The 21,840-nt window shown below is 67.1% G+C and carries 17 protein-coding genes and 4 pseudogenes; 6 read left to right on the forward strand and 15 right to left on the reverse strand.

Features of this window, described 5'->3' with window-relative positions:
* Window positions 1-102: 102 nt before the first annotated feature.
* From ACOTKD_RS13030 to ACOTKD_RS13040, 3 genes and pseudogenes are all read right to left on the reverse strand, one after another.
* Window positions 103-226, reverse strand: a pseudogene (locus tag ACOTKD_RS13030) (transposase); the annotation flags it as partial.
* Between the two features lie 72 nt (window positions 227-298).
* Entirely contained in the window at window positions 299-1,633 is a 1,335-nt protein-coding gene (locus ACOTKD_RS13035; RefSeq protein ID WP_424889057.1) for an FAD-dependent oxidoreductase, read from the reverse strand.
* Window positions 1,630-2,631 carry a ScbA/BarX family gamma-butyrolactone biosynthesis protein gene (locus tag ACOTKD_RS13040; protein WP_424889058.1) on the reverse strand — a complete coding sequence of 334 codons (1,002 nt, stop codon included), beginning with the start codon at window positions 2,629-2,631 and terminating at the stop codon, window positions 1,630-1,632. The genes ACOTKD_RS13035 and ACOTKD_RS13040 overlap by 4 nt, the downstream gene beginning before the upstream one ends.
* Before the next feature lie 273 nt (window positions 2,632-2,904).
* Here ACOTKD_RS13040 and ACOTKD_RS13045 point away from each other — a divergent pair, with 273 nt between their 5' ends.
* Complete coding sequence (locus ACOTKD_RS13045; RefSeq protein ID WP_424889059.1) at window positions 2,905-4,515, forward strand: MFS transporter; 1,611 nt, start codon at window positions 2,905-2,907, stop codon at window positions 4,513-4,515.
* A gap of 364 nt (window positions 4,516-4,879) precedes the next feature.
* On the opposite strand, the gene ACOTKD_RS13050 is transcribed toward ACOTKD_RS13045, so the two are convergent.
* Both ACOTKD_RS13050 and ACOTKD_RS13055 read right to left on the reverse strand, forming a co-directional pair.
* Complete coding sequence (locus tag ACOTKD_RS13050; protein WP_424889060.1) at window positions 4,880-5,215, reverse strand: hypothetical protein; 336 nt, start codon at window positions 5,213-5,215, stop codon at window positions 4,880-4,882.
* A 383-nt stretch (window positions 5,216-5,598) separates the two neighbouring features.
* Window positions 5,599-5,784: a hypothetical protein gene (locus ACOTKD_RS13055; RefSeq protein WP_424889061.1), complete on the reverse strand. Its 186-nt coding sequence runs from the start codon at window positions 5,782-5,784 to the stop codon at window positions 5,599-5,601.
* Window positions 5,785-6,312: 528 nt separating this feature from the next.
* Between ACOTKD_RS13055 and ACOTKD_RS13060 the strand changes: the two genes are divergently transcribed.
* Window positions 6,313-7,686, forward strand: coding sequence for a hypothetical protein (locus ACOTKD_RS13060; protein ID WP_424889062.1), 1,374 nt, complete (start codon window positions 6,313-6,315; stop codon window positions 7,684-7,686).
* Window positions 7,687-7,729: 43 nt separating this feature from the next.
* Here the strand turns inward: ACOTKD_RS13060 and ACOTKD_RS13065 are convergent, their stop codons facing one another.
* From ACOTKD_RS13065 to ACOTKD_RS13075, 3 genes and pseudogenes are all read right to left on the reverse strand, one after another.
* Complete coding sequence (locus tag ACOTKD_RS13065; protein WP_424889063.1) at window positions 7,730-8,605, reverse strand: hypothetical protein; 876 nt, start codon at window positions 8,603-8,605, stop codon at window positions 7,730-7,732.
* A 286-nt stretch (window positions 8,606-8,891) separates the two neighbouring features.
* Complete coding sequence (locus ACOTKD_RS13070) at window positions 8,892-10,298, reverse strand: hypothetical protein (RefSeq protein ID WP_424889064.1); 1,407 nt, start codon at window positions 10,296-10,298, stop codon at window positions 8,892-8,894.
* 207 nt (window positions 10,299-10,505) lie between these two features.
* Window positions 10,506-11,702 (reverse strand): annotated as a pseudogene (locus ACOTKD_RS13075) (ISAzo13 family transposase); the annotation flags it as partial.
* Window positions 11,703-11,716: 14 nt separating this feature from the next.
* Here ACOTKD_RS13075 and ACOTKD_RS13080 point away from each other — a divergent pair.
* A pseudogene (locus tag ACOTKD_RS13080) lies at window positions 11,717-11,908 on the forward strand (transposase); the annotation flags it as partial.
* Between the two features lie 316 nt (window positions 11,909-12,224).
* On the opposite strand, the gene ACOTKD_RS13085 reads toward ACOTKD_RS13080, so the two are convergent.
* The 3 genes from ACOTKD_RS13085 to ACOTKD_RS13095 all read right to left on the reverse strand — a co-directional run bounded on the left by ACOTKD_RS13085 (window position 12,225) and on the right by ACOTKD_RS13095 (window position 13,067).
* The gene (locus ACOTKD_RS13085; RefSeq protein ID WP_424889065.1) at window positions 12,225-12,422 is read right to left on the reverse strand and encodes a hypothetical protein; all 198 of its coding nucleotides are present in this window, start codon (window positions 12,420-12,422) and stop codon (window positions 12,225-12,227) included.
* Window positions 12,416-12,736: a hypothetical protein gene (locus tag ACOTKD_RS13090; protein WP_424889066.1), complete on the reverse strand. Its 321-nt coding sequence runs from the start codon at window positions 12,734-12,736 to the stop codon at window positions 12,416-12,418. The genes ACOTKD_RS13085 and ACOTKD_RS13090 overlap by 7 nt, the downstream gene beginning before the upstream one ends.
* A gap of 82 nt (window positions 12,737-12,818) precedes the next feature.
* The gene (locus ACOTKD_RS13095; RefSeq protein WP_424889067.1) at window positions 12,819-13,067 is read right to left on the reverse strand and encodes a hypothetical protein; all 249 of its coding nucleotides are present in this window, start codon (window positions 13,065-13,067) and stop codon (window positions 12,819-12,821) included.
* Window positions 13,068-13,465: 398 nt separating this feature from the next.
* Here ACOTKD_RS13095 and ACOTKD_RS13100 point away from each other — a divergent pair, with 398 nt between their 5' ends.
* The 3 genes and pseudogenes from ACOTKD_RS13100 to ACOTKD_RS13110 form a co-directional block, all read left to right on the forward strand.
* The gene (locus tag ACOTKD_RS13100; RefSeq protein WP_424889068.1) at window positions 13,466-13,690 is read left to right on the forward strand and encodes an RICIN domain-containing protein; all 225 of its coding nucleotides are present in this window, start codon (window positions 13,466-13,468) and stop codon (window positions 13,688-13,690) included.
* Window positions 13,671-13,916 carry an RICIN domain-containing protein gene (locus tag ACOTKD_RS13105; RefSeq protein WP_424889069.1) on the forward strand — a complete coding sequence of 82 codons (246 nt, stop codon included), beginning with the start codon at window positions 13,671-13,673 and terminating at the stop codon, window positions 13,914-13,916. The genes ACOTKD_RS13100 and ACOTKD_RS13105 overlap by 20 nt, the downstream gene beginning before the upstream one ends.
* 1,274 nt (window positions 13,917-15,190) lie before the next feature.
* Window positions 15,191-16,432: pseudogene (locus tag ACOTKD_RS13110) on the forward strand (MFS transporter); the annotation flags it as partial.
* A gap of 7 nt (window positions 16,433-16,439) precedes the next feature.
* Here ACOTKD_RS13110 and ACOTKD_RS13115 read toward each other — a convergent pair.
* From ACOTKD_RS13115 to ACOTKD_RS13130, 4 genes are all read right to left on the reverse strand, one after another.
* A complete protein-coding gene (locus ACOTKD_RS13115) occupies window positions 16,440-18,485 on the reverse strand; it encodes a helix-turn-helix domain-containing protein (RefSeq protein WP_424889070.1) in 2,046 nt (681 codons plus the stop codon).
* A 56-nt stretch (window positions 18,486-18,541) separates the two neighbouring features.
* Window positions 18,542-19,414, reverse strand: a complete 873-nt coding sequence (locus ACOTKD_RS13120; RefSeq protein ID WP_424889071.1) for a 3-hydroxybutyrate dehydrogenase — start codon at window positions 19,412-19,414, stop codon at window positions 18,542-18,544.
* Window positions 19,415-19,543: 129 nt separating this feature from the next.
* Window positions 19,544-19,777 (reverse strand): hypothetical protein, encoded by a 234-nt coding sequence (locus ACOTKD_RS13125; RefSeq protein ID WP_424889072.1) that lies wholly within the window; start codon window positions 19,775-19,777, stop codon window positions 19,544-19,546.
* Between the two features lie 82 nt (window positions 19,778-19,859).
* Window positions 19,860-21,485 (reverse strand): hypothetical protein, encoded by a 1,626-nt coding sequence (locus ACOTKD_RS13130; RefSeq protein ID WP_424889073.1) that lies wholly within the window; start codon window positions 21,483-21,485, stop codon window positions 19,860-19,862.
* Window positions 21,486-21,840 lie beyond the last annotated feature (355 nt).

Below are 21,840 nucleotides of genomic sequence, written 5' to 3' on the forward strand. Positions count from 1 at the left end.
TTCCAAGACCCAGGTCGCGCTCTTGGAGGCCGACGTCGCTATGTGAGGCACGGGCGCCGGTGCGGCCGAGACGGTCTCCCGCCTCAGGATCCCGGTCCACTACCGGAAGAGGATCGCGTTGATCACCCGACGGTGGTTCTTCCAGCGCCCGCCGCGCCCAACGTTCTTCGGCAAGTGAGGCGCCAGACGCGCCCCATTCCTCGTTCGACAAGTCACCCCGCCCCACGCCGACCGAAACGATCGCAACATACGACAGTCACTCTGACCCGTCGGACAGGCCTAGACCGGGCGGAATCCGTCAGCGCCTTGCAGACTTGCGCTCCCCAAGCTGTGAGGTGAGTACGGCGATGCGCTCGCGTGCAGCGCGGAAGCAGGCCTCGATGGAGGCGCCGCGAAAATAGTCGCCGGTGAGCGTGAGCCCGGCGGGAGTGGCGGCGTCAATACGCTCCAGGCGAGTCGCATGATGTCGGCTGTAGGCGCAGTACGCGGTTGCCCAGCGGGCGGTGGCGACGTGTCGGCGCCCACGTAGGACGTCGGGAAAGTGGGGGGCCAACGCCTGTTCGGCGGCCGCTAGGAGTTCCTCGTCGGTGCTGGCCCGGTCCAGCCACGTTCGTGCTGTGCGACCGCTGAAGGTGTAGCGCACGATGTGCCGGGCGCTGATGCCGTACGCGCCGGCGTTGCTGACAGGGCTGTCGGCATCGAAGACCAAGGCGCGAACTTGTTCCGGGAACACCGGCCGGTCGTACTCCACGACCGCGACGAACGCTGGGAAGTAGCGGATCGCGAGCAAGTCCTGAGCCAGCCAGCGGCTCTGGGCCAGCAGGTGGGCGGCGGCGGGCGCGGGCAGCGCCAAAACCACGGCGTCGGCGGGACACGTGACGGAGCCCTGGCCCAGCGAGCCTGTCAGAACCCCGATGACCCGACCGGACGCGTCGGTGGTCAACGCGGTGACCCGGCTGCGCAGCCGAACGGTGACGCGTCGAGCGAACTCGCGGTAGAGCGGGCTGAATCCCGATGCGAGCTGGTCGTAGGTATCCATCAGCATCCGCAGATTGGAGCCGAGGTTCCCCAAGTGGGCCTCGTCCGGCTCAGCGCCGTTCATCCTGACGGTGACTGGCCGTAGGAGCCCAGAAGCCGTCCGCGGCGCGAAGAAGCTGGTCAGCGGGGGGTCGTCGTTCCTTATGGCCAGCTGGCGGAAACCAGGGCCGGCGAGATAGCCATCGGCGTCGTGACGACGTACCGTCCAAGCCAGCCGCAAGAGCCGGGCCGCGTCGCGCACGGGCACCGTCCTCAGCGACTCACGTACGCTGCGCCAGCGGGTAGTGCTGTCTACCGTGTGAAGCTTCCCATCGCGCACGTATGATGAGTTGATACCAAAGTGCTCGAAGTCATCGCTCCCCAACGCGCGTGCGAACTGTCGAAAGTTGGAGTACCCGCGGCCGATGTTCTTGCCGCCCAGCGTCACGGCGCGCTCACCCAGCGAGGCCTCCGCACAACGGCCACCCAGACTCGCGTTCTCGTCCAGGAGCGTCACCTCGGCCCCGCTTGTAGCCAGGTACCACGCGGCGGCAATGCCCGACCAGCCGCCGCCCACCACCACGGCCGTGGCGCCTTCTATTGGGGTGGTGCTCATGCTGGGTTCTCCGTCAGCGTCGCGAAGTGGAACTCTGCTTCCGAGACGAGACGCCCGCACTGCTCGGCACGCACGATGACACGGGTGCCGTGCGGTGTCCGTTCGGGCACGGCATTGTAGAGCACGTCCGCGGCGAGCTCGGCGAAGCTGTGGAAGCGCGTGTGGCAGGAGGTGATGAGGAGGCCACGGGGGACGTCCGCGGTCGATGCGACGGCAGCCACTGCGATCTGACGGCACCCTTCGAGGACAGCCGAGCCGGAAAAGTGGTCCTGCGGATGATCGAAGAAGACAGGGTGCCTGATGTCGATCATCAGGACGGCGGTGGTGCAGTCCTCGCAGAGATCCAGTTCGCCGATCACTACGTTGGCCGAATCATGCCTGCCGACCAACGCGGCCTCGGCCCATCGCCTCCCGGCCTCACTGACGCGTGGTCCGGCCTCGGCCCCCTGCCTCAACCCGCGGTAACTCTCCTCAGACAGGAAACTCACCTCGAAGCTGGTCCGGGCGGCCAGGCGTCCCGCGACCCAGCAGTCACCGCTGCCGGTCAAGCCGAGCAGCCACCCGTCGGATTGTCGACGCTGCGTTTCTACGGGAATCACCTGCGACACCACATTGGTGGGGGTGGAATAGATCCTGAACGCTGCAGGATCCAGCAGCTCGATACCCATGCCATGCAAGATGAAATGCGCCCCGAACGGCACCTCCATCAGCTGATGCGCAATTGCCTCTAAACTCTGCCGAACGACCTCCCCGACCAACAGCAGATCGTAATATGGCGTCAGACCGTCGTTATAGAACCGGTGCTGACGAGGCAGTTGGGCGGACGTGACCAAACGGTCATCGAACACTCGAACATCGGTAACGAAGACCTGTTCCACGGCATGCTTATGCACCAATTGTCTCGCCACCGTGGAATCATCCTTCAGTATCGGCGGCTGCCACCACTGGACCGCGCGCGGCGTCACCACCGCAGGAGTTCCAAGAGCCTTACGAAGCATGTGATCCCGCCCCTCTTGTCGTCACTCCCGGCCATGACGAGTTGCCGGAACTCTGGCACGAAAACGACACTACACGCAAGGACTCAAGCATTACCGCCACAACTCCTTAAGCAGCCGCATCTGACTGACAGAATCCCCACGACTACCTGCTGAAATTGTGACCACCAGCCGCCTCCGCACTTCCGATCCCCTTGACATCCCCCACCCAAGCCGCTCGTATGAACACCCATCAGCCATGCCATTCCCGAGCCGCCCGAAATGAGGTAAAGGCCCATGAGTACCGGTACCACGCCAGAACCGATACACTCAGATCCCCACTCATATGGTCTGGTGCTATTGACCCTCTGCCTCGGTTTTTTTATGACCGTGCTGGACGTCACGATCGTCAACGTTGCGGTCCCCGAAATGATCAACTCCTTGAGCATCTCTTTCAGTCAAACCTTGTGGGTCCTCAACGCCTACACCCTCACGTTCACCGCTCTGCTTCTTTTCAGCGGCAGGCTGGGCGACCTGCTCGACCCACGACGCCTGCTGATCGGCGGACTCACGATCTTCACCCTCGCCTCGGCCGCCTGCGGCGCAGCCCACACTCCCTGGCAGCTGATCACGGCCCGCTCAGTACAGGGACTCGGCGCGGCCTGCCTCATGCCACAGACCCTGTCGCTACTCACCACCCTGACCCCTCTCGATCGGCGAGGCCGGGCGTTCGGAACCTGGGGAGCCATCGCTGGGGTTGCCCTAGTGGCGGGCCCAACCATCGGCGGCCTTCTCGTCACCTGGCTGGACTGGCGCTGGATCTTCCTCGTAAACCTCCCGGTCGGCGGCGCCACGATCCTGCTCGCGCTTCGTTGCCTCCCCCCAGGCCGCAAGCGCCGGCGGTCCCGGCCCGATCTTCTTGGCGTTGGCCTCTCCTCGGCCGCGCTGTTCTGTCTCACGTTCGGGATCATCGAGGGACAGCACTACCACTGGGGCCCCATCAGCGGACCGATCTCCATCCCCGTCCTCCTCGCAGCGGGAGGAACACTGTGGGCGGTGTTTCTGTGGGCCGAGCAGCGAGCGGCGGCGGCCGATCCGCTCCTTCCACGTGAGCTCCGGCGCCAACGCACTTTCACGATCATGAACCTCGTGACGGCCCTGATGATGTTCGCGCTTGCCGCGCTGCTGCTGATGATGACGCTCTACCTGCAGTCCGTGCGCGGCATGTCCGCACTGGCCGCCGGACTGACGATCTCCCCTACCCCTCTGGTCGCAGTGCTGCTCTCTCCACTGGTCGGCCAGGCCACTGGGCGCGGCCGCAACACCCAGCTCACCCTGATACTGGGCCTGTTGGTCGTTACAGGCGGGCTGCTGTGGCTACGCTCCATCACACACACGAACACGGACGCCACCGCACTGCTGCCAGCACTGCTGGTCATGGGAGCGGGCATGTCGCTGGTGCTGGCCCCCATGAACGCCCTCACCATGCACGGCATCCCCACGCACTTGGCCGGTGCCGCCTCAGGACTGGTGAGCACCTCCCGGCAACTCGGGACCACGATCGGCGTCGCAGCCGTGGGCGCTCTCCTGGAAAACCGCCTCGCGCACGCGATCCCGAGTGCGGTACACGAGCACTCCAGGGACGTGCCGGCCCAGCTGCGACCAGCACTCGACCAGGCATTCTCGGACCCCGGCGACCTCGCTGATCGCCTCGGGTTGGTCAGTGCAGGGTCGCAGCAACAACCCGGCCCCGACCCCACCACTGCAGCACAATTGCACGAGGTGTACCGCGCCACCTTCAGCGACGCGTTCATCGACGCCCTGCACTCAACCCTACTGCTGCCGTCCGCCTTGCTACTGCTCGCTGCGGTGATCACTCTGACTGTCCGGCCGCCGCACTCGGCATAGGCAGGCTCGCGCCACCGTGGCGCCTCCACCCACCGCCCGATCCGCCGCCCGACCCCAGGCCGGGCCCCGCTGGTCGTGTGCCCGCTCGTGGCAGTACTGACCGGTGGATGGATCCTCTCCGTGCACCGTCGTGGAAGATGTGAACCATGGCCGCGCGGTGGAGCGGATGTCGACGCGCTTGCCGATGAGTTTCCAGGGCACCGAGTAGAGGGTGCAGCCCGCCTTGACATGGATGTCCGGCCCGACCAGCGGAGGACCATCTCGCCAGCACGAACAGAGTTCTGAGATGAGGCAGCAGAGCCTGGGCCTCTACCGCTTCGAAGACCGACAGCGGGGCAGCCCCGCCCAATGGTCGGCACTGCCGTCAGCCGGCCACTTTCATGCACCACTTGATGGCCTCGGCCTGCATGTGCTCGAAGGAGGCGAACTCCCGTCCGCGCCAGTACGAGTCGCGGGCATAGGGCATCGGCCATTCGACCTGCGGCTTGTCCTTCGGCCATCCAGCGCGGGCCGGATCGATCAGTGCACCGTAATGGGCAGCGAGTTCGCCATAGGCCTTGTTCATTTTCGAGTCGTAGAGGTCGGGCTTGTTGACTCCGGTGCGGAGCTTGTCCGGCACCAGCCGTTTCGGTGCCCTGTCGAAGAACCGGGATGCCTCGACGTGGGCGGCTGTCCATGCGTGCTGGTCGAGGGTGAACACGGGCCGGACGAACATGTGGCGCGAGCAGGGCAGCACCCTCACGAAAGCCCAGATCCGGTGCCGCCTTCCGCTGCGGGGGTTGATCCACTGACCCAGGAAGCCGTAGGCGATTTGGGCCTCCGAACCGAGCTCGACGTCCTCTCGCAGGACCGGGACCTGCGATCTTCGGGTCTCCTCCGGCAGGGGGCATGGACCCAGCGGCGGAAGCTGGAGATGGACGCCTCCAGCCCGTGCTCGTCGCGAAGACACTGGTGGATCGCGCTGACGGTCACCGTCCCCAGCATTTTCTTGACGTAGTCGCGGTGTTTGTCGATCTCCGGCCAGGTGATCTGTCGGAGCCTGGATTCGGCGAGTTCGGGGAACCAGCTTCTGATCAGCTTGCCTCAGTCGGGCTGGCTCATCGGCGGGCCGCCCGGGATGATTCCGGCGGCCTCCGCCGGGGCCAGGTACTTCCTGACGGTCTTCCGGTCCACTCCCAGTGACGTGGCCAGCTCGCTCTTGGAACGGCCCGCATACCAGTGGACGTAGATCTCGGCGATGTCGACCACGGTGAACGTTCTCCTTGCCATCCGGTGCTGGCTCCCGATCTTCTCGAATCCACTGGTCGAGGGGCAGCATCCGCCTTTTCGATAGCCAGGACACCCGCTTTCCGCCTCCGTCATCCCCATGGGGAATAACGTGACCGCGCGGGGTGGGGAATTACGTGACGCTCAGGCTGTCTCAGCTGGGGAAGTTCGTGATCGTAGACAATCATTTCTGACCTGGACAAAAGCCCCTTTGAAGGCGGCCCTAGCCGTAGTCGTGATCGCTTCTGGCTCGTTTCCTTCGGACCGCCTGATTGTTGGGCGGCATGCATCATGACGAGCTGGAAGCCGCGGGCCACTTTCCCGATATGCAGAGCTGGACCGGTGCGCTTGACGCGACCAGGCCACCGGCAACTGCAGGCGCCGAGTCCCCTCCTGTCCCCTGTTCGCCGCCCCCCGCAGCGGCTTTTCTGAACCATGCGCCCAGCGTCTGAGCGCGAGCCACACCGTGGCCGCACGAGCTGATCATAGGTACAGCCCTTCGCGTATGTGCCAACAGGAGGAGGTATCCCCATGACACCACTGCCGCACCCTTTGGCTCGCCTGCGTGCACTGACCGGCGACTCTCAGGCTTCCTACGCGGAACTCGTGTCGCAAACCCACGAAACCTTAGGGTTCGGCCCATTGGGAAGTCGCCGGGAGAAGGTCGCCCGTTGGGAAACCCAAGGCATCCCCCCCGATCACAACACCCAACTCACGATCGCCCGCATACACCAGATTCCCTGGGAGGAAGTCGAGCGCCTGGCGTGGCCCGACTGGCTCAACCTGGGCGTGGCCGCGCCCCCGCGTTCCGTACGGGCACGTACACAGCACAGGCGGGCGTCGACCACGTCTGTCGAGGCCCGACTGCCAACCGCGAGGCCGGCCCCCCTGAGCGTCATCGGCAAGGGCCTCTCACTGTTCCTCCGGCAAATCCAAGACGGCATCGCCGAATCGATACCCCCGTCTCCGCACGGTGGTTCACGTGTCACCCACGGCACCGCGGCCCTGATTGAAAGCCGCTCCACGTCACTGCATCAACTGCTATCGGCAACCAACCCGGTTGATCTTTATCACGTCACACGGAACGAACTTCGTCTGGTTACCGAGCTCATAGCTCGCGGCACATACGACCACAACACCGGACGGCGACTACTCCTCGTTGCCTCACAGTCCGCGACACTGTGCGCAGTGATCGCAGCGGCACTCGGCGAGAGCAGCCACGCGGAGCGCTATCGTCTCACCGCGGCGCGAAGCGCGGCCGGCACGGGGTGTTTGGTTCGGACTTGTGTCTGCTTGGCCGACCTGGCCCTGAGCCATATTGACATAGGTGATCCCCGGGATGCACTCGCAGTGATACACGCTGCGCGCGCCATGCTCCCCGCTCCTCCACCCGATCTCCACGCGCTTCTCAGCGCCCGCGAAGCACGTGCGAACAGTCGCCTTGGGGAGGCTATCAAGAGCCGCCGCGCCATGGACGACGCGGCCACCGTCCTATCCAACCCGCTCCATGACAGGGAACCTCTTTTGCATCGCACCATCGATGAGGCCTGGATCGCCATGAACCTCGCCAAGGTGTGGCTAGACATGCGGCAGCCCCGCCTCGCCCTCGAGCAGCTAGCCCCAATCCTGGGGAACGGATTCGCCGTTCCCACCCTTACGCAGCCTCCTCTCATCGTCGCCAAGGCCCTGCTCGATGCCGTCGACGCACAGCTGGCCTTGGGTGACGTGGAGTCGGCCATCCTATATGCCACGCGCTCCACAGAGATGTTCAGCCGGATGCCCTCCGGCCTCTGCACGCAGTACCGGCACAGGTTCTTGAAGCACCTTAATGTGCCGTCGGTGCGCGAACTCCTTGATCGCTGGGCTATTAAGGAGGAATACCGAACGCCTGATCTTCCAATTTGAGAGGCAGCGCCCCACGGCTGACTTCAGGACAGGTAATACTGCCTCACAATGATGACGACCGGTCTATGAAGTCCCTCACTTCAGACACACTCGCATAACACATCAATGTGTTGCGCAGTCGGGCCACTTCCCTGGAACCGCGGGTAAAGTGCACAAGGTTCAGGGAATCTTGAGCGCGGTGCGCGAATTGGGCAGCCGCCGACAGTTCACCAATCTCGACGTACGCCGTGGCGAGTTGGGCAAAATAGGAGACTGCAAACGTGAGATCATCATGCAGAGGGATCGCACCGGTCGGCACGGCCTCGAAGCGTTGCAGCGCCTGCTGCGGCTGACCCATGCGGAGCATGTCAGCGCCCGCCCCCAATTCGAGTTCGGCGCGATTGACCCAGGCGTTGAGGATGGTGCCCGGCGTGCCCTGATCATCGGCAAGGGCGCAGTGGGCAGCGTCCATCGCGCGACCGTGCGAGTTCGCGTCTCCGAGATCGGCATACGCGCGTGCTGCGATCGCGTGAAGGGCCGAGATTGTCCGCGCGCTGGCCTGTCCGTCACGGGTGTCAAGGTCGGGCACGCTCAGCAGGCTCAGTGCCGCGGCGGGTGCGCCCGCTTCGCATTGCTGATATGCCAATTGCATGGTGAGGTACGCATTGAGCTCCGGGTCCGGGATGCTGGCGGCCAGTCGGAGCGAGGTGCGCAAGTATGCTTCCGCTTCATCTAACCGGCCGCTTCCAACGGCGATCCACCCCTGCATTCCGGCAGTGCACGCCGCGAAGCCTCGAAGCGCCTTCAATGTGCTGCTGTTGTGTCCGGAGCCGGCTATCAGGCCTCTGATCAACGCAAAGTCGGATGCGGCGGTGACCTGCAGCAGATCGGGGCCGAGCGATCGGTCCAGGCTGACTAGGGTAGTCAGCCGTGTCTCCATTACCTCCAGGAGTGCAACTCCCTCGTCAGGTCCAGGCATCGGGCGAAAGGCTGCAGGGAAGTTCATCTCTCCGTCCCTCTCTTGGGGAACCGACCAGCAGAGACCGCCCCGCGCCCTGCTCACGGAGGTGTCCGAGTAGCTGACGCACGGCGGGGGGCGTGTTGTGTAGGCACGGAAACACTGCTGACACTGCTAGACGCACCTGAGGATAGCCGAACAAAGAGGTTAGGTACCCAGTGTGGGGTGGGGGTAGCAGCTTCGTTTGTGTCCGGAGGCCAACCGGACTTCAATGATCTATAGGGCGATCCGAGCTTGTGTCAGGAGCCGTTTGCTCGGTCAGGCGGGCCAGGAGCTCACGGGCGGCGGGGGCCGTATTGTGACGAACGAATCTTCGGCGATACTGGTTCGCGACCGCTGGAGGTAGATTGCCGACAAGGTCGAGCACCCAATGAGCGGTGTTCAGAGCCATATCAAGTTGGGCGACGGCCAGGTACGCATCGAGCGCATGCAGGGCCCATCTTGGCGCCCGAAGCTGGGGATAGGCAAGGCCCGCAGGATTCGAGCTGCCGGAGAAGAGCGGCGCAAGATATTCAAGAGCTCGCCGCGGGCGGCCCAGGTGATACCAGACAAGGCCCGCAGTCAAAGACATTCGCCCTGGATCGACCGCCCCCAGGAGGTGTTCGCCGTCCGCGTTGCGCCATCCCCTGCCCTCCGGCAGCGCACCGAAAGCAGTCTCCAGATCCTGTTGGCCACCTCGAGTATCGCCAAGTAATGCATGAGCGCGAGCACGCCGCGCATACAGAAGAGCGGTGAACCGTGGGCTCTGACCGCGCGCGACCGCCTGCGTTCTGTCCGCCAGCGCAAGAGCGTCGCTGGGTTCCCTACTAGCAAGGTGCAGCCCGACCAGCTCACTCATAAGCGTGGCGGCAAGTTGCACATCGCCAGCAGTCGTCGCTGCCCGGATCGCCACCAGCTGATAGCTCTGTGACCGGTGATCATCTCCGATACTTTCCATGAGTTCGGCGTAAGCATTGGCGATCCGAGCGGCCAGCACATACAGTCGAACCCCTGTCTGATGTTCGTAGCCAGTAGTGCGCAGAAGTACGGTGACCAGGTGCAGTTCACCACGTACGGCGGCGACGAGAGTTGCAGGTTCGACGGAAACGACCAATTCGCAGAGGCCCTGAACGCGGGATTCAATAGCATCAACCACCCGGGGATCGCTCGGCTTACCCGACCGGGACAGCACGGGCGACTGGCCAGTTACGGCTTTCTGCCAAGAGTCTGCAAGGGAGACTATATCTGGGCCGCTTATCGGCAGAAAGACAGAGGGGGCCTCGTGCGTCTGCTGACTCACCGCGCACAGGGACTCGACAGTGCCCTCAGGGGTCCAGGGGTAGACAGAACTCCCCGCATCGCTCGTTGCCAGGCGCAACCATCGCGGCCAGCCAAGCATCAGCACCTGCTCCCGGGATACACCAAAGATGGCCGCCAAAGAGTACTGGGCTTCAATAGAAGGGGTGACCTGCCAGCTCTCCCACCGTGAAACCCTTTTGCGATACGACCCAATGACACCGAAGCCGAGTCGCTCATGAACCTCTGCCACCAACGAGGCAAGTTCAGTTTGCGAATATCCTGCTGACACCCTAAGCAGCGCGAGGGGGTGCCGGAACACATACTCAGGACCAGGCAAGAATACCTCCTCAGCAAGCCGGAGGGGCGGCGGAATGACGTTAGCCACTCAACGCGCCGCCCTCATGAATACGGCGGACCGAAACACATCATATCGAAAAGTAACGAGTTCCTCCATACCTGCGTTAACAATGCGGCAGCCACTTTAGCAGCGAAGGCGCATTAAAGATTGTTTCGTCCTAAAAATGGCGCTAGGGCTTGCAGATGATTAACACGCCGGTTTGGGGTGGTCCGAGGTGATCCCTGGGGTCAGGAACGCTGTGACGTCTGCTGGTGTGCGGAAGCGAGCTGTCGAGGCGGTGATGCGGTAGCCGTGGGCTTCCAGGAGGGGGAGGGGGCGGACTTCTCGGACGGTCCGGCTGATGGTCATGGTAGTGACGCCGAACAGCCGGCCCAAGAGGTGCTGCGAGGCGAGTTTGTGGAGGTAGAGGACCGTTGCCAGGATGCGGTCGGCGTGGGTGAGCTTGTCCTTGGGGCCTGCTCCGGGGACCTGGCTCGGCCGGCCGCCACGACGTGTGGCCCGGGACTGCTCACGATGACGCTCCAGTTCAGGTGCCAGGGCAGTGGTCAGGTGGGTCATGCCGGTCAGTTCGGGGTCCTGCAGCGAGCGGACCGGTAACTGCCATGGTGGGCCCGCGGGTTCGTCTGCACCGTCGGCGGCCTGGCCCTGGGCTATGAGGTGGAGGGGTGTAGTTCCAGTCTCCGTGGAAGCGGTGTCTGTGCATGGCCAGTGCGTCGATCTGCGCGACGGTCACGGTGATGCCGGTCGGGAAGGTCCCGGTGTCGAGTTCGGTATGTACGGTCAGGCCGGTTGCGGTGGTGGTCGCGGCGATGCTGTTGAGGATGGCTTCGTGAAGAGGCGGTGCTCAATCTTGTTCCGTTTCGAGGCGCCGGGTGGCAGGTGGCACACGGTGATATCCAGCCCGGTCTCGGCGGCGAGAGCGGCGAGTTCTGTCTTCCAGGTGCGGGTGCGGAAGCCGTTGGAGCCGCCCGCGTCCGCGGTGATCAGCAGCCGTGCGGCCTGCGGGTAGTCGTGCCGGCCCCGGCCGTGCCACCAGCGCCGGGTGGAGGCGACAGCGAACGCCGCAGTGTCATGGTCGGTGCCGGCGCTAACCCAGCCCGTGTTCGCAGCCACGTCGTAGATCCCGTACGGGATCGCCTTGCCGGAGCCGAGCTGGTCAAGGAAGTCGTGCGTCCTGACCTTCACCGGCTCACCTGACGGCTGCCACTCGCGGCCGCTGTTCCTGTAGTTGCCGACCAACTCCCTCTTCTTCGTGCCGACGCTGATGACGGGCTGCCCGGTATCGATGCGCTGCCTGGCCTGCTCGTTGATGTAGCGGAACTGGGCATCGCGGTCCGGGTGCTGATTTCCCTCGATGGTTTTGGCGTTGGCCTGCAGGCTGAAGCACACCTGTCGAGGACCTGGTGCGGTGGGCGAAGATGCGCTGGCGGATCGAGCACGATTACCGCGAACTCAAGCACGGCCTGGGTCTGGACCACTTCGAGGGCCGGACCTGGCGGGGCTGGCACCACCATGTCACCCTCGTCACCGCCGCCCAGGCCTTCCTCACCCTCCACCGGCACGACCCAAAAGTCCGCACACCGGCCTAACCCTCTACCAGGTCCTCAACGCTCTCCAGGACCTGCTGCGGTGCTGGACCGGAACCTGCACAACCTGCGGCTGCCCACTACCCACTCCCGACACCCAACAAAGATCCAGACGAGTACCAAGCTAACGAAGCACCGCTAGCACCCCGGAGCCTGACTGCAAGCCGATTCGGAGGTTGAAGAATAAGCTAAGGCTGGATTCCCTCTATCCTTGGGCATATGCGCCCCCCTCGTGGTGTGGAGGCGGGGCTCCACCGAGCCTGCCACTTCCACCGCCAGGCTGCGGTACAGCGGGCGCCCCGCGCTGTTATCAACGCTTCTACGCCACCTCGTAGCTGCGCCGGATCATCGCATCGGCGCGCTCCAGGTCCGCCCTGGAGCGCAGGCGGACCTCCATATCGCCGGTGCCGTGGTGTCCGATCCCGCGGACATCGCGGCTGAAGCCGTCGACGAGGCCGAACTCGTCCGGTCCAGCCTTGAGGTACACCACGATCGCATCCCGGCGGGTGTTCACCACGCAGGTGAAGTTCCGCAGACGCCGGTAGGCATCATATGGGTGTCCTCCCCCAGCGCGAGGAGCTTCTCGTGCAGCGCTTCCCGCACCTCCGCCAGCGGCCCCTCTCGCTTCCCAGCGTCCGGAGACGCGGGGGGCTGCGCCGGCCGCTTGGCGACGGTGCGGCGGGTAGGGCTGTGTTCCTGGACGGAGGCGACGGTCTCCAGGGCAAGGAGGCCGCCGCCGAAGTACCGGTAGGTGACCAGGTCGATGGTGCGTCCCATCTCGTGGACGGCATGAAGGTCGTACCAGGTGAAGCTCTCCGCGATACAGATCACGCGCGGAGCGGACCACAGCACCTGCGACGCCGCCTCCTTCCCCAGGCGATCTCGGACCAGCAGCTGGAACTCACCCCGGTGATCAACCAGCCAGGACAAGTAGAACAAACCCCTGACTGATCACGTTCGCGTCCCGCGCCCGCTTGTACTCCACGATCACCGGCGCGCCGTTCTCATCCAAGCCGAGCGAATCGATCCGCCCGCGATACCGCGGCCCGGTGCTGTAGTCGGTCGCCAGGAACCGCACCCCCAGCAGTTCCTCCATGTGCACCTCGACGAGATCCTGCAGATCACGCTCACAGTCCGCGCTGCCCGCGGGGATCTCCTCCACGCTCTGCTCGCCTGATGCTGAACAGCTTCAGGCCCGCCACCCTGCTCCCCCTTGCTCCCACCTGCCGCAACAGCAGCAGAAGTAAGGTTCGTTCCCAGGGGATGCATATATCGCAGGGTTTTCCGGGACGGTCCGCTGCACACCCGGACAGGGCATCCCCGGCGTGTGCAACATGCTTGCAACGGCCCCCGGGAAAGCTCAGCGTTTACGCAGGTCAGCCCCCGTAGCTCGGCGGGTAGAGCGCGCCTCCTGGAGGACGTGCCCGGTGGGTCGGGGTGGCCTGCTCCGCCGAATGCCCGGGCATGCGACGCGGCTCAATATCACCCCACCTGCTTGCTCGCCCTTCTCGGCACGGATACCTTCCCGCCGCACACTCCATGATCGAGAGGAAAACTGGCATGGCCGGACTCAAGGGCGCCTACACCGTCATCAACGCCCACAGTGGCAAGGTGCTGGACGTCGCCGGAGCGAGCAAGGACGAGGGCGCCAACGTCCACCAGTGGGACGCGAACGGAACCGACGCCCAGATATGGGACGTCACCGAGATCGGCGAGGGCAGCGAGTGCTATCCTGCGTGCCCGGTGCAGCGGCAAGGCGCTGGCCGTGGCCGGCGGGAGCAATGACGACGGGGCAAGCGTCGTCCAGCTGGAGGTGCCCGTGAACCAGGACCCGCCGACGGGGATGGTGTGGATCCTCAAGCTCGACCGCACCGGCTACATCGCCGTCAACGCCGGCAGCAACGAGTACCTCGACGTGGCGGACGGCAGCACAGAACGCGGCGCCAACGTCATCCAGCGCGACGGCTCCCTCGAGGACAGTCAGAGGTGGCGATTCACCCCGGTCAAGTGACCAGGGAGGCTCGGCCCACTCACCGCTCCGGGGGCCGCGGAGCGCCCTCACTTCCCAGGCCTTGAAGCTCGCCGACGGATCGGTCACACGGTCCGTCTGCAGGGTCCGCGCCTTCGTGTGCACTGGCTCCTGCGGAAACGCCGGAATCCGGGCCCGATGGGCACTCGTCCGTCGCGCGCTCCTTCCGACCCGACGCTGTTCAGGGAGGTAAGGGCTCCGGCGTCAGGGTCCTGTGTTCGTACTAGCTTCGGCCATGTGGTGTGTAGCACTGAGCCTCCGCCAACTTGAAGTCGCTGGTCAATGGTCTGGTGGCTATGTACAGCGCCTCAGATATCCGGCAGTGGCTCGCCCAGCGCCGGATCGACCCCGCTGCGGTCGTCCGGTGATCAAGCAGATGCCGCCGATCGGCGTGAAACTGTCCACCGACATCGAGTACCGCGAGGGCAACCCCAACCCGTACCGGGCCCGGGTGCGCTGGTTCGCCCCCCCATCACGCGAACGCCTGTCGCGCTCGCAGATGCTGCCCAATTCCGACGAGGCCCAGGCATGGGTCGACCGGATGGAACGCGTCACACAGCGCGGCGTGAGCCCGGCAGTGGCGACGATGACGCTCGCCGAGTACGGGGAGCTGGAGTGGGGCCTGGCTATGCGCGACCTGGAGCCCAAGACCATGGGCCCCTACGGCGCGTTTCACCTCCGCCGTGGCGCAACCCCCAGGATGCCGCCGTTGGCTTCCCACACCTCCGCCTGGATGCAGGCGAGAGCTCCGTCAAGGCCAGATCGAATCGCTCGATCGACGATGCCGGACGAGCGTTTCCCGCAGCCCCTGAACGCAAAGACTGCTGAGCGGAGCCAGCCGATCCGCCAGTCCCCCATCTCTACGTGCCGGGGCCCTCGCACTCACCCCCGAGGCCACGGCCATCGTCACAGCAGGGCGATCCGCACAGAATGCCCTACTTCAACGCTGCGTAACCAGCACCAATCCAGCACGGGAGGTGTGAGCAGGGGTGCTGACGTGCGGTTTTGGTCAGCACCAAACCAGCACAGGAGTCAGCACCCCCATCCGCAAACCATGCAAACTTCGGACAATTTTCGCGCCAGGATTTCTGGATCGAGTTGAGGCATTCCAGCGTCCTACGCCCTCTCCCTCATGGTCCCGTCACGCACACCTCTCCCCCAAACTGTGTAGCCCCACAACATAGGCCCCTGACCTGCCGCTTCCTACCGTGTGGCGACGCAATGACGCGTCCCTCGCCCACCCGGAAGTGATGACCATGGCCACCCCTCCCCCACCCACCCCAACTCCCAACTCGCTCCCCAGAATCGTCGTCGCGAGCCTCATCGGGACCACTATCGAGTGGTACGACTTCTTCCTCTACGGTTCCGCCGCCGCGCTCGTCTTCAACAAGCTGTTCTTTCCCGGTTCCGATCCGCTCGTCGGGACGTTGCTGTCCTTCCTCACCTACGCCGTGGGCTTCGTTGCGCGGCCCGTCGGGGCGCTGGTGTTCGGGCATTTCGGGGATCGGGTCGGGCGGAAGCGGTTGCTTGTGGTGAGTCTGGTGATGATGGGGGGTGCTACGTGTGCCATCGGGGTGTTGCCCACTCATGCTGCCGTCGGGTCGCTGGCGCCCGTGTTGCTGACTCTGCTCCGGCTTGTGCAGGGGTTTGCCTTGGGCGGGGAGTGGGGCGGGGCCGTGTTGCTGGTGTCCGAGCACGGGGATGCGCGGCGGCGGGGTTTCTGGGCCGCGTGGCCGCAGACCGGGGCTCCTGCGGGGCAGTTGCTGGCCACCGGGGTGCTGTCCGCGCTCACTGCCTCGACGTCCCAGTCGGCGTTCTTGTCGTGGGGATGGCGGGTGCCGTTTCTGTTGTCGGGGCTGCTCGTGATCGTGGGGCTCTGGATCCGGCTGTCCGTGGACGAGTCGCCCGTCTTCAAAGCCGCCCTCGCGCGGGCCGCCTCGGGCGAGCCGGAGAAGCCTCCGCTCGTCGCCGTGCTGCGGGACCACTGGCGCGACGTGCTGGTCGCCATGGGTGCCCGTATGGCGGAGAACATCAGCTACTACGTCATCACCGCGTTCATCCTGGTCTACGCCACCGAGCAGACCCAGCTGCCCAAGCAGTCCGCGCTCGACGCCGTGCTCATCGGCTCCGCCGTGCACTTCGCGGCCATCCCCGCGTGGGGTGCCCTCTCGGACCGGATCGGGCGGCGGCCCGTCTACCTGATGGGGGCCGCGGGCATCGGCATCTGGGCCTTCCCGTTCTTCGCGCTCGCGGACTCCGGGAGCTTCGGTGGGCTGGTCACGGCCGTCACCGTGGGGCTGGTCCTCCACGGCGGGATGTACGCGCCCCAAGCCGCCTTCTTCTCGGAGATGTTCGCGACCCGGATGCGGTACTCGGGGGCCTCGATCGGCGCGCAGTTCGCATCCGTGGCCGCCGGGGCACCGGCCCCGCTGATCGCCACCGCGCTGCTCGCGGAGTACGACAGCGGCACGCCGGTCGCCCTGTACGTGATCGCCGCCGCCGTGGTCACGCTGGTCGCGGTCGGTCTCGCGCCGGAGACCCGCCGTCGCGATCTCGACGCTCCGGCGCCGGGACAGGGGCCGCGAGGCGGTGCAGCCTCAGCGCCAGCTGGATCTCCAGGGCCCGGGCGGGCGTCTGCCAGTCGGGGCCCAGCAGGCGGCCGACGCGGTCCAGGCGCTGGGCGACGGTGTTGACGTGCACGTGCAGGGAGTCCTTGGTACGGGCCGGGCTCATCCCGCCGGCGAAGTACGCGTCGAGGGTCGGCACGAGCGCGGTGCCGCGGCGCGTGTCGTACGCGATCACGGGCCCGATGGTGCGGTCGACGAACCGGCCGATGCGGTCCCCGCTCCCGGCCCCGCCGTCCGCCCCGGCGAGCAGCAGCCCGACGAAGCCGAAGTCGTCGGCCGCCGCGCCGTCTCCGTCCCGGCCGAGCACGTGCAGCACGTCGAGGCAGCGCCTCGCTTCGGCGTACGCGGCGGCCACGGCCCCGGGGTCGGCCGCCGGAGCGGGTACGGGCGCGGATGCGCCCACGGTGACACCGGCGGGGACCGCGGCTCCCAGTTGCCTGGCGGTGCGGCGGGCTTCCTCGGACGCGCTGTGCCGCCCGTCGTGGGGCAGCAGGAGCACCGTGCCGCCGTCCCGGGCCACGGCCAGGCCGTGCCGGGTCGCCGCCAGATGGGACGCCGCCGACAACAGTCGCTGCCGGTGGTCGGCGGACAGGGCTCCCTCCGCAGGGCCCGGACCGGGGTCCGGGCCGGGGCCTGGGCCGGGGTCCGGCTCCGTAGCCTCTGCGCCCTCCGCCACTCTCGCCGCCAGCACCACGTGCGGCGTGTCCAGATCCGCGCGCAGGCGTGCGGCCCGCTCCCTCAGGAGGCGCGGGTCACGGCCGGGCGCGTCGAGGAGGTCGTCGAGGAGCTCGCCCCGTACCCGCTGTTCGGCCTCCCCGGCCTGACGGCCCGCGAGTTGCAGCAGTGAGGTGACCATGGCCGCCCGTTCCAGCGTGCGCTGGTCGACGGGGTCGAGGACGTGGTGCCCGGACAGGGCGAGGGCTCCGAGGAGTTCGCCGCCCGCGGAGACGGCGGCGTACCAGCCGTCCCCGTGACGTACGGCGCGGGAGCTGTCCACGGCGGCCGCCGGGCACTGGCCGGCCTCCAGGAAGGTGACCTGCCCGCCCAGGCTCTCCGCGACGGCCGCGGCGACGTCGTGCACGTCGCCGCCGCGCAGCACGAGTGCGGTGAGCCGGTCGTGGACGTCGGAGGCGCGCTCGATGACGGCGCTGCGGTCACGGATGATCTCGTTGGCGGCCTCCAGGCCGGCGAGGGCGGAGCGGGTCTCGGCCAGCAGGTTCGCCGTGTCGATGGCGACGGCGGCGTGGGCGGCGAACGAGGCGAGCAGCGCCGTCTGCCCGCGTTCGAAGGCACGGGCGCGGCGGTCCGCCGCGAAGAGCACCCCGATGACGCGGCTGCCGAGCCGGAGCGGCACGCCGAGGATCGCGACCAGCCCCTCGTCGCGGACTCCCGAGTCGATGGTCCGGGTGTGCTGGAAGCGGGGGTCGTCGAAGTAGTCGTCGGTGACGTAGGGGCGGGCGGTCTGCGCGACGAGCCCGCCCAGCCCCTCCCCCATGCCGAGCCGCAGCTGCTGGAAGCGAGCGGAGACCGAGCCGTCGGTGACGCGCATGTACGTGTCGCCGGCGGCCGGGTCGTGGAGGGTGAGGTACGCGACGTCCGTGCCCAGCAGGGAGCGGGCCCGCTCCACGATGGCCCGGAGCACCGCGTCGAGGTCGCGCAGGCCGGCCAGGTCGTGGGCGGTCGCGAAGAGGGCCGACAACTCGGCCTCGCGCCGCCGCCGGTCCTCCAGCTCCGCCCGTACGCGCAGAGCCAGGTGCTTGGCGCGGTCGAGGGCGGCGAGCCGGTCCGGCGGTGCCCCGTCGGCACGGGCGCGCAGCACCGGACGCTCGTACTCGGCGGCCGGGGCTCCCCGGGCGAGCAGCGCGAGGTACGGGGTCTCGGCGTGATCGGCCGGATGGGCGTGATCGGCATGATCGGCGGACATGCGCACAGGCTTACCTCCGGCGGCGGACAGCCCACCAGTCACCGGGCGGCCGTCAGTCAGTGGGCCGTCCATCCGCCGTCCATGGTCAACGTGCTGCCGGTGATGAAGGAGGCGTGCGGTCCGCACAGGTAGACGACGGCCTCGGCGACCTCGCCGGGTTCGATGAGGCGCTTGACGGCGGAGTCCGCCAGGAGGATCTCCGTGAGGACGCTCTCGGCGGGGATGCCGTGGAGGGCGGCCTGATCGGCGAGCTGCTTCTCGACGAGAGGGGTGCGTACGTAGCCGGGGCTCACGCAGTTGGACGTGACTCCGTGCGGCGCTCCTTCGAGGGCGGTGACCTTGGACAGCCCTTCGAGGCCGTGCTTCGCGGCGACATAGGCGGACTTGTAGGCGGAGGCCCGTAGCCCGTGCACGGAGGAGATGTTGACGACGCGGCCCCATCCGCGTTCGTACATGTGCGGCAGGGCGCCCCTCAGCAGGCGGAACGGTGCTTCCAGGAGGAGGGTGAGGACGGCGCGGAACTCCTCCGGCGGGAAGTCCTGGATGGGGCGTACGAGCTGGGTTCCGGCATTGTTGACGAGGATGTCGGTACCGGCGGCGGCCTGCTCGGCGGCGTCGAGGTCGGTGAGGTCGAGCAGCACGGCCTCGACGGCGCCGGGCAGGTGCTCCGTCCGTGCGCGGAGGGCGTCCAGGCCGGGGGCGTCGCGGTCCACGGCACGGACCCGGGCTCCGGCGGCGGCCAGCCGCAGGGCGCAGGCGGCTCCGATGCCGCCTGCGGCGCCGGTGACGAGCGCGGTGCGCCCGCTCAGCTCGATGGAAGAGTCCACCAGGGCTGATGGATTCCGGGCACTCAATGGATTCAGTGGGTTCAGTGGATTCGGTGGGTTCAGTGGATTCAATGGCGTGTTCGGGGAGTGGGGCGCGGTCATGTCCGCACCCTAGGCCGGGGCCCCGGCCGGACCGATGTGGTCTACAGCCACATTGCAGCCCGGTTCCATGGCGTGGGAAGACATCATCCGGCGACGGAGACTTCCGGGCGCCGCGGCAGTCGGCCGGGCTTACGGCGTACGTCCCATCATGTGGAGGAATCGGTCCTGCTCGGACGCGTCCGCCGCCGGCGACGTCTCCGTCGGAGGGCCGTAATAGCGGTTGCCGTCCGCGATCGGGCTCTCGCTGACGCCTTGATAGATCCACGTGAAGTTGCCGAGGATCCAGCGCACCGTACGCGCGTCGAGCCGTTCGTCGAGCCGTACCGCGCGGGCGAGGTCCCACGTGTGCGTGACCGCGTCCACCGTGCGCTGTCCGTGTCATGCATGGTGCCGAGTCCGGCCGCTGCGCACTGCCGCTTCCGGCGGGCATCGGACGCCGATGTGATCACTTCCGGGGAGTCCGGGGACGCTGTTCCGGGTGCAGCCCATAAACGTGCGGGAGCAGCCCGTAAACGTGCAGCGCGCCGGAGAACGTCGCCGCGTACACCTTGCCGCCCGTGACGGTCGGCGGCACGAACTTGGCGAACAGGCCCACGTCGTCACGGGTGGCGTTCATCTTGCTGTTCCACAGCTCGCGGGTGAGGTCCGTCGCCTGGTAGCAGCGCAGGATTCCTTCCACGACCGCCTGGTTGGCGTCGTCCCTGTACGGGTGGGAGGCCCACAGCAGGCCGGTGGCGGGGTCCGTGTGGTGGGCGGAGAGGGAGAGCATGCCGCCGGGCATGCCCGGTGAGCCGCCGGGGACGCCGGTGGGGTCGGTGGTGGTGCTCGTGGAGACCGGTGTGGTGGCGAAGCGCCGGCCGTCGAAGCGGTAGGCGCGCAGGAAGGCGTTCTCGGGCCAGACGTAGGCCCGGGGGCCGCCCGGGAAGTCGCCGTACACCGGCCCGCCGTGGATGTGGTGGCGGTTGCCGTCGGGGTTCACGACGTAGAAGCTCTGCGGGATCTGGGCATCGGATCCTGCGTGGAAGTGGCCCATGTCCGCGGTGTCGAGCAGGTAGAACTTGCCCTCCTTGCCCCCGCCCAGCAGCAGTGACGTGCCGGGCAGGAGCAGGGGGCCGGCCGAGCCGAGGTCGGCGTCCTGGGCATCGAGGGCGGCGTTGTTGTACGGCGAGAACCAGTCGGCGACGGCGAGGCCGGGGGTGAGTTTGACGACGCTGTCGCCCAGTTCGCTGCCGTCGGCGGCGAATCCGCCGTTGCCGGTCATGAAGTACAGACAGCCGCTGTCGTCGACCGCGAGGCCCTGCCCCGCCTGCCAGATCCCGCCCATGCGCGTGCCCGGCGTCGTCACGTAGGCGCTCGTGAGGGCGAGGGTCGCGGCGTCGTGGGCGAGGACCCAGCCGTGGTAGGGGCGGCGGTCCCCGTAGGCGGCGAAGGCGATGTACACCCGGCCGTTGGCCAGCGTCAGCGCGGCCCGCTGGATGTGGCGCCTGCCGGCGAACGCGATCCGGCCGCCGCTGCTGCCCTCGCCTGTGCCGGGGACCTCGGCGGCGATGCGGACCGGCCCGCCGAGGGACTCCCGGCCTGTGCCGAGGTCGAGGGCGTGCAGGGTGTGGTGGTAGCCCTCGGCGTCCTTCGTGAAGGCCACGGCGTACAGGACCTGCCGCGCGGTGTCGATGACGGGCGTGCTGACGATGCCGACCTCGACGGCGATGTCGCGGTAGCCGGACGGTCCGATCTGCGGATCGGGCAGCGGTACGGACGGCCCGAGGGAGGCCCGCCACAGCGGGGCGGTGGCGGCGGGGTCATGTGCGTCGAAGGCGTAGACGCTGTTGTGCATCGTCGCCGCGTAGACGATGTCGCGCGGGCCCGTTCCGGGCACGTCCACCTTGGGGACGACGAGGGGCTGGGCGTAGATCTGGCCGTCGACGGCGCGGGTGAACAGCTTGCCGAAGGTCGTGGGGCCGACGGTGTGGGTGGTGAGCGTGTGCTCGTGGAGGTTGGCGCCGGTGCGCCGGTTGTCGTTGTGCTGCGTGGTCACCGGCACGGGGCCGGCTCCGTCGGCGATCGCCGGCATCGGTGACGCCCTCCCCCGTATGCGTCCCGCATACATCTACATCCCGTATGCGCTCATTACGCCTATACGGGTACGGGTCTTCCCTGCCCAGAGTCGGCGAAGAGCCGTCGCGCCTCAATCACCGGAACGGGTGACGCGGAAGCGGGCGGCCGGGCCCGCACATCGGCCGCCACCGGCACCCCCGCGCCCGTACGGTCTCCGCCAACGGCGGTGCGGTGCGGGCCGTTCCCCGTTCCGGGGATGGCCGGGTGCGCTCATCCCGGCTCACCATCGGGGCAACGGCGCGTGGGGGGCACGGCGCGCCCGTACCGTGCGCCCCCGCGCCACCCATCACGAAAGTCCCGCCCTTCGCAAC

The organism is Streptomyces sp. XH2 (genome assembly GCF_049725035.1).
Classification (GTDB): domain Bacteria; phylum Actinomycetota; class Actinomycetes; order Streptomycetales; family Streptomycetaceae; genus Streptomyces; species Streptomyces roseoverticillatus.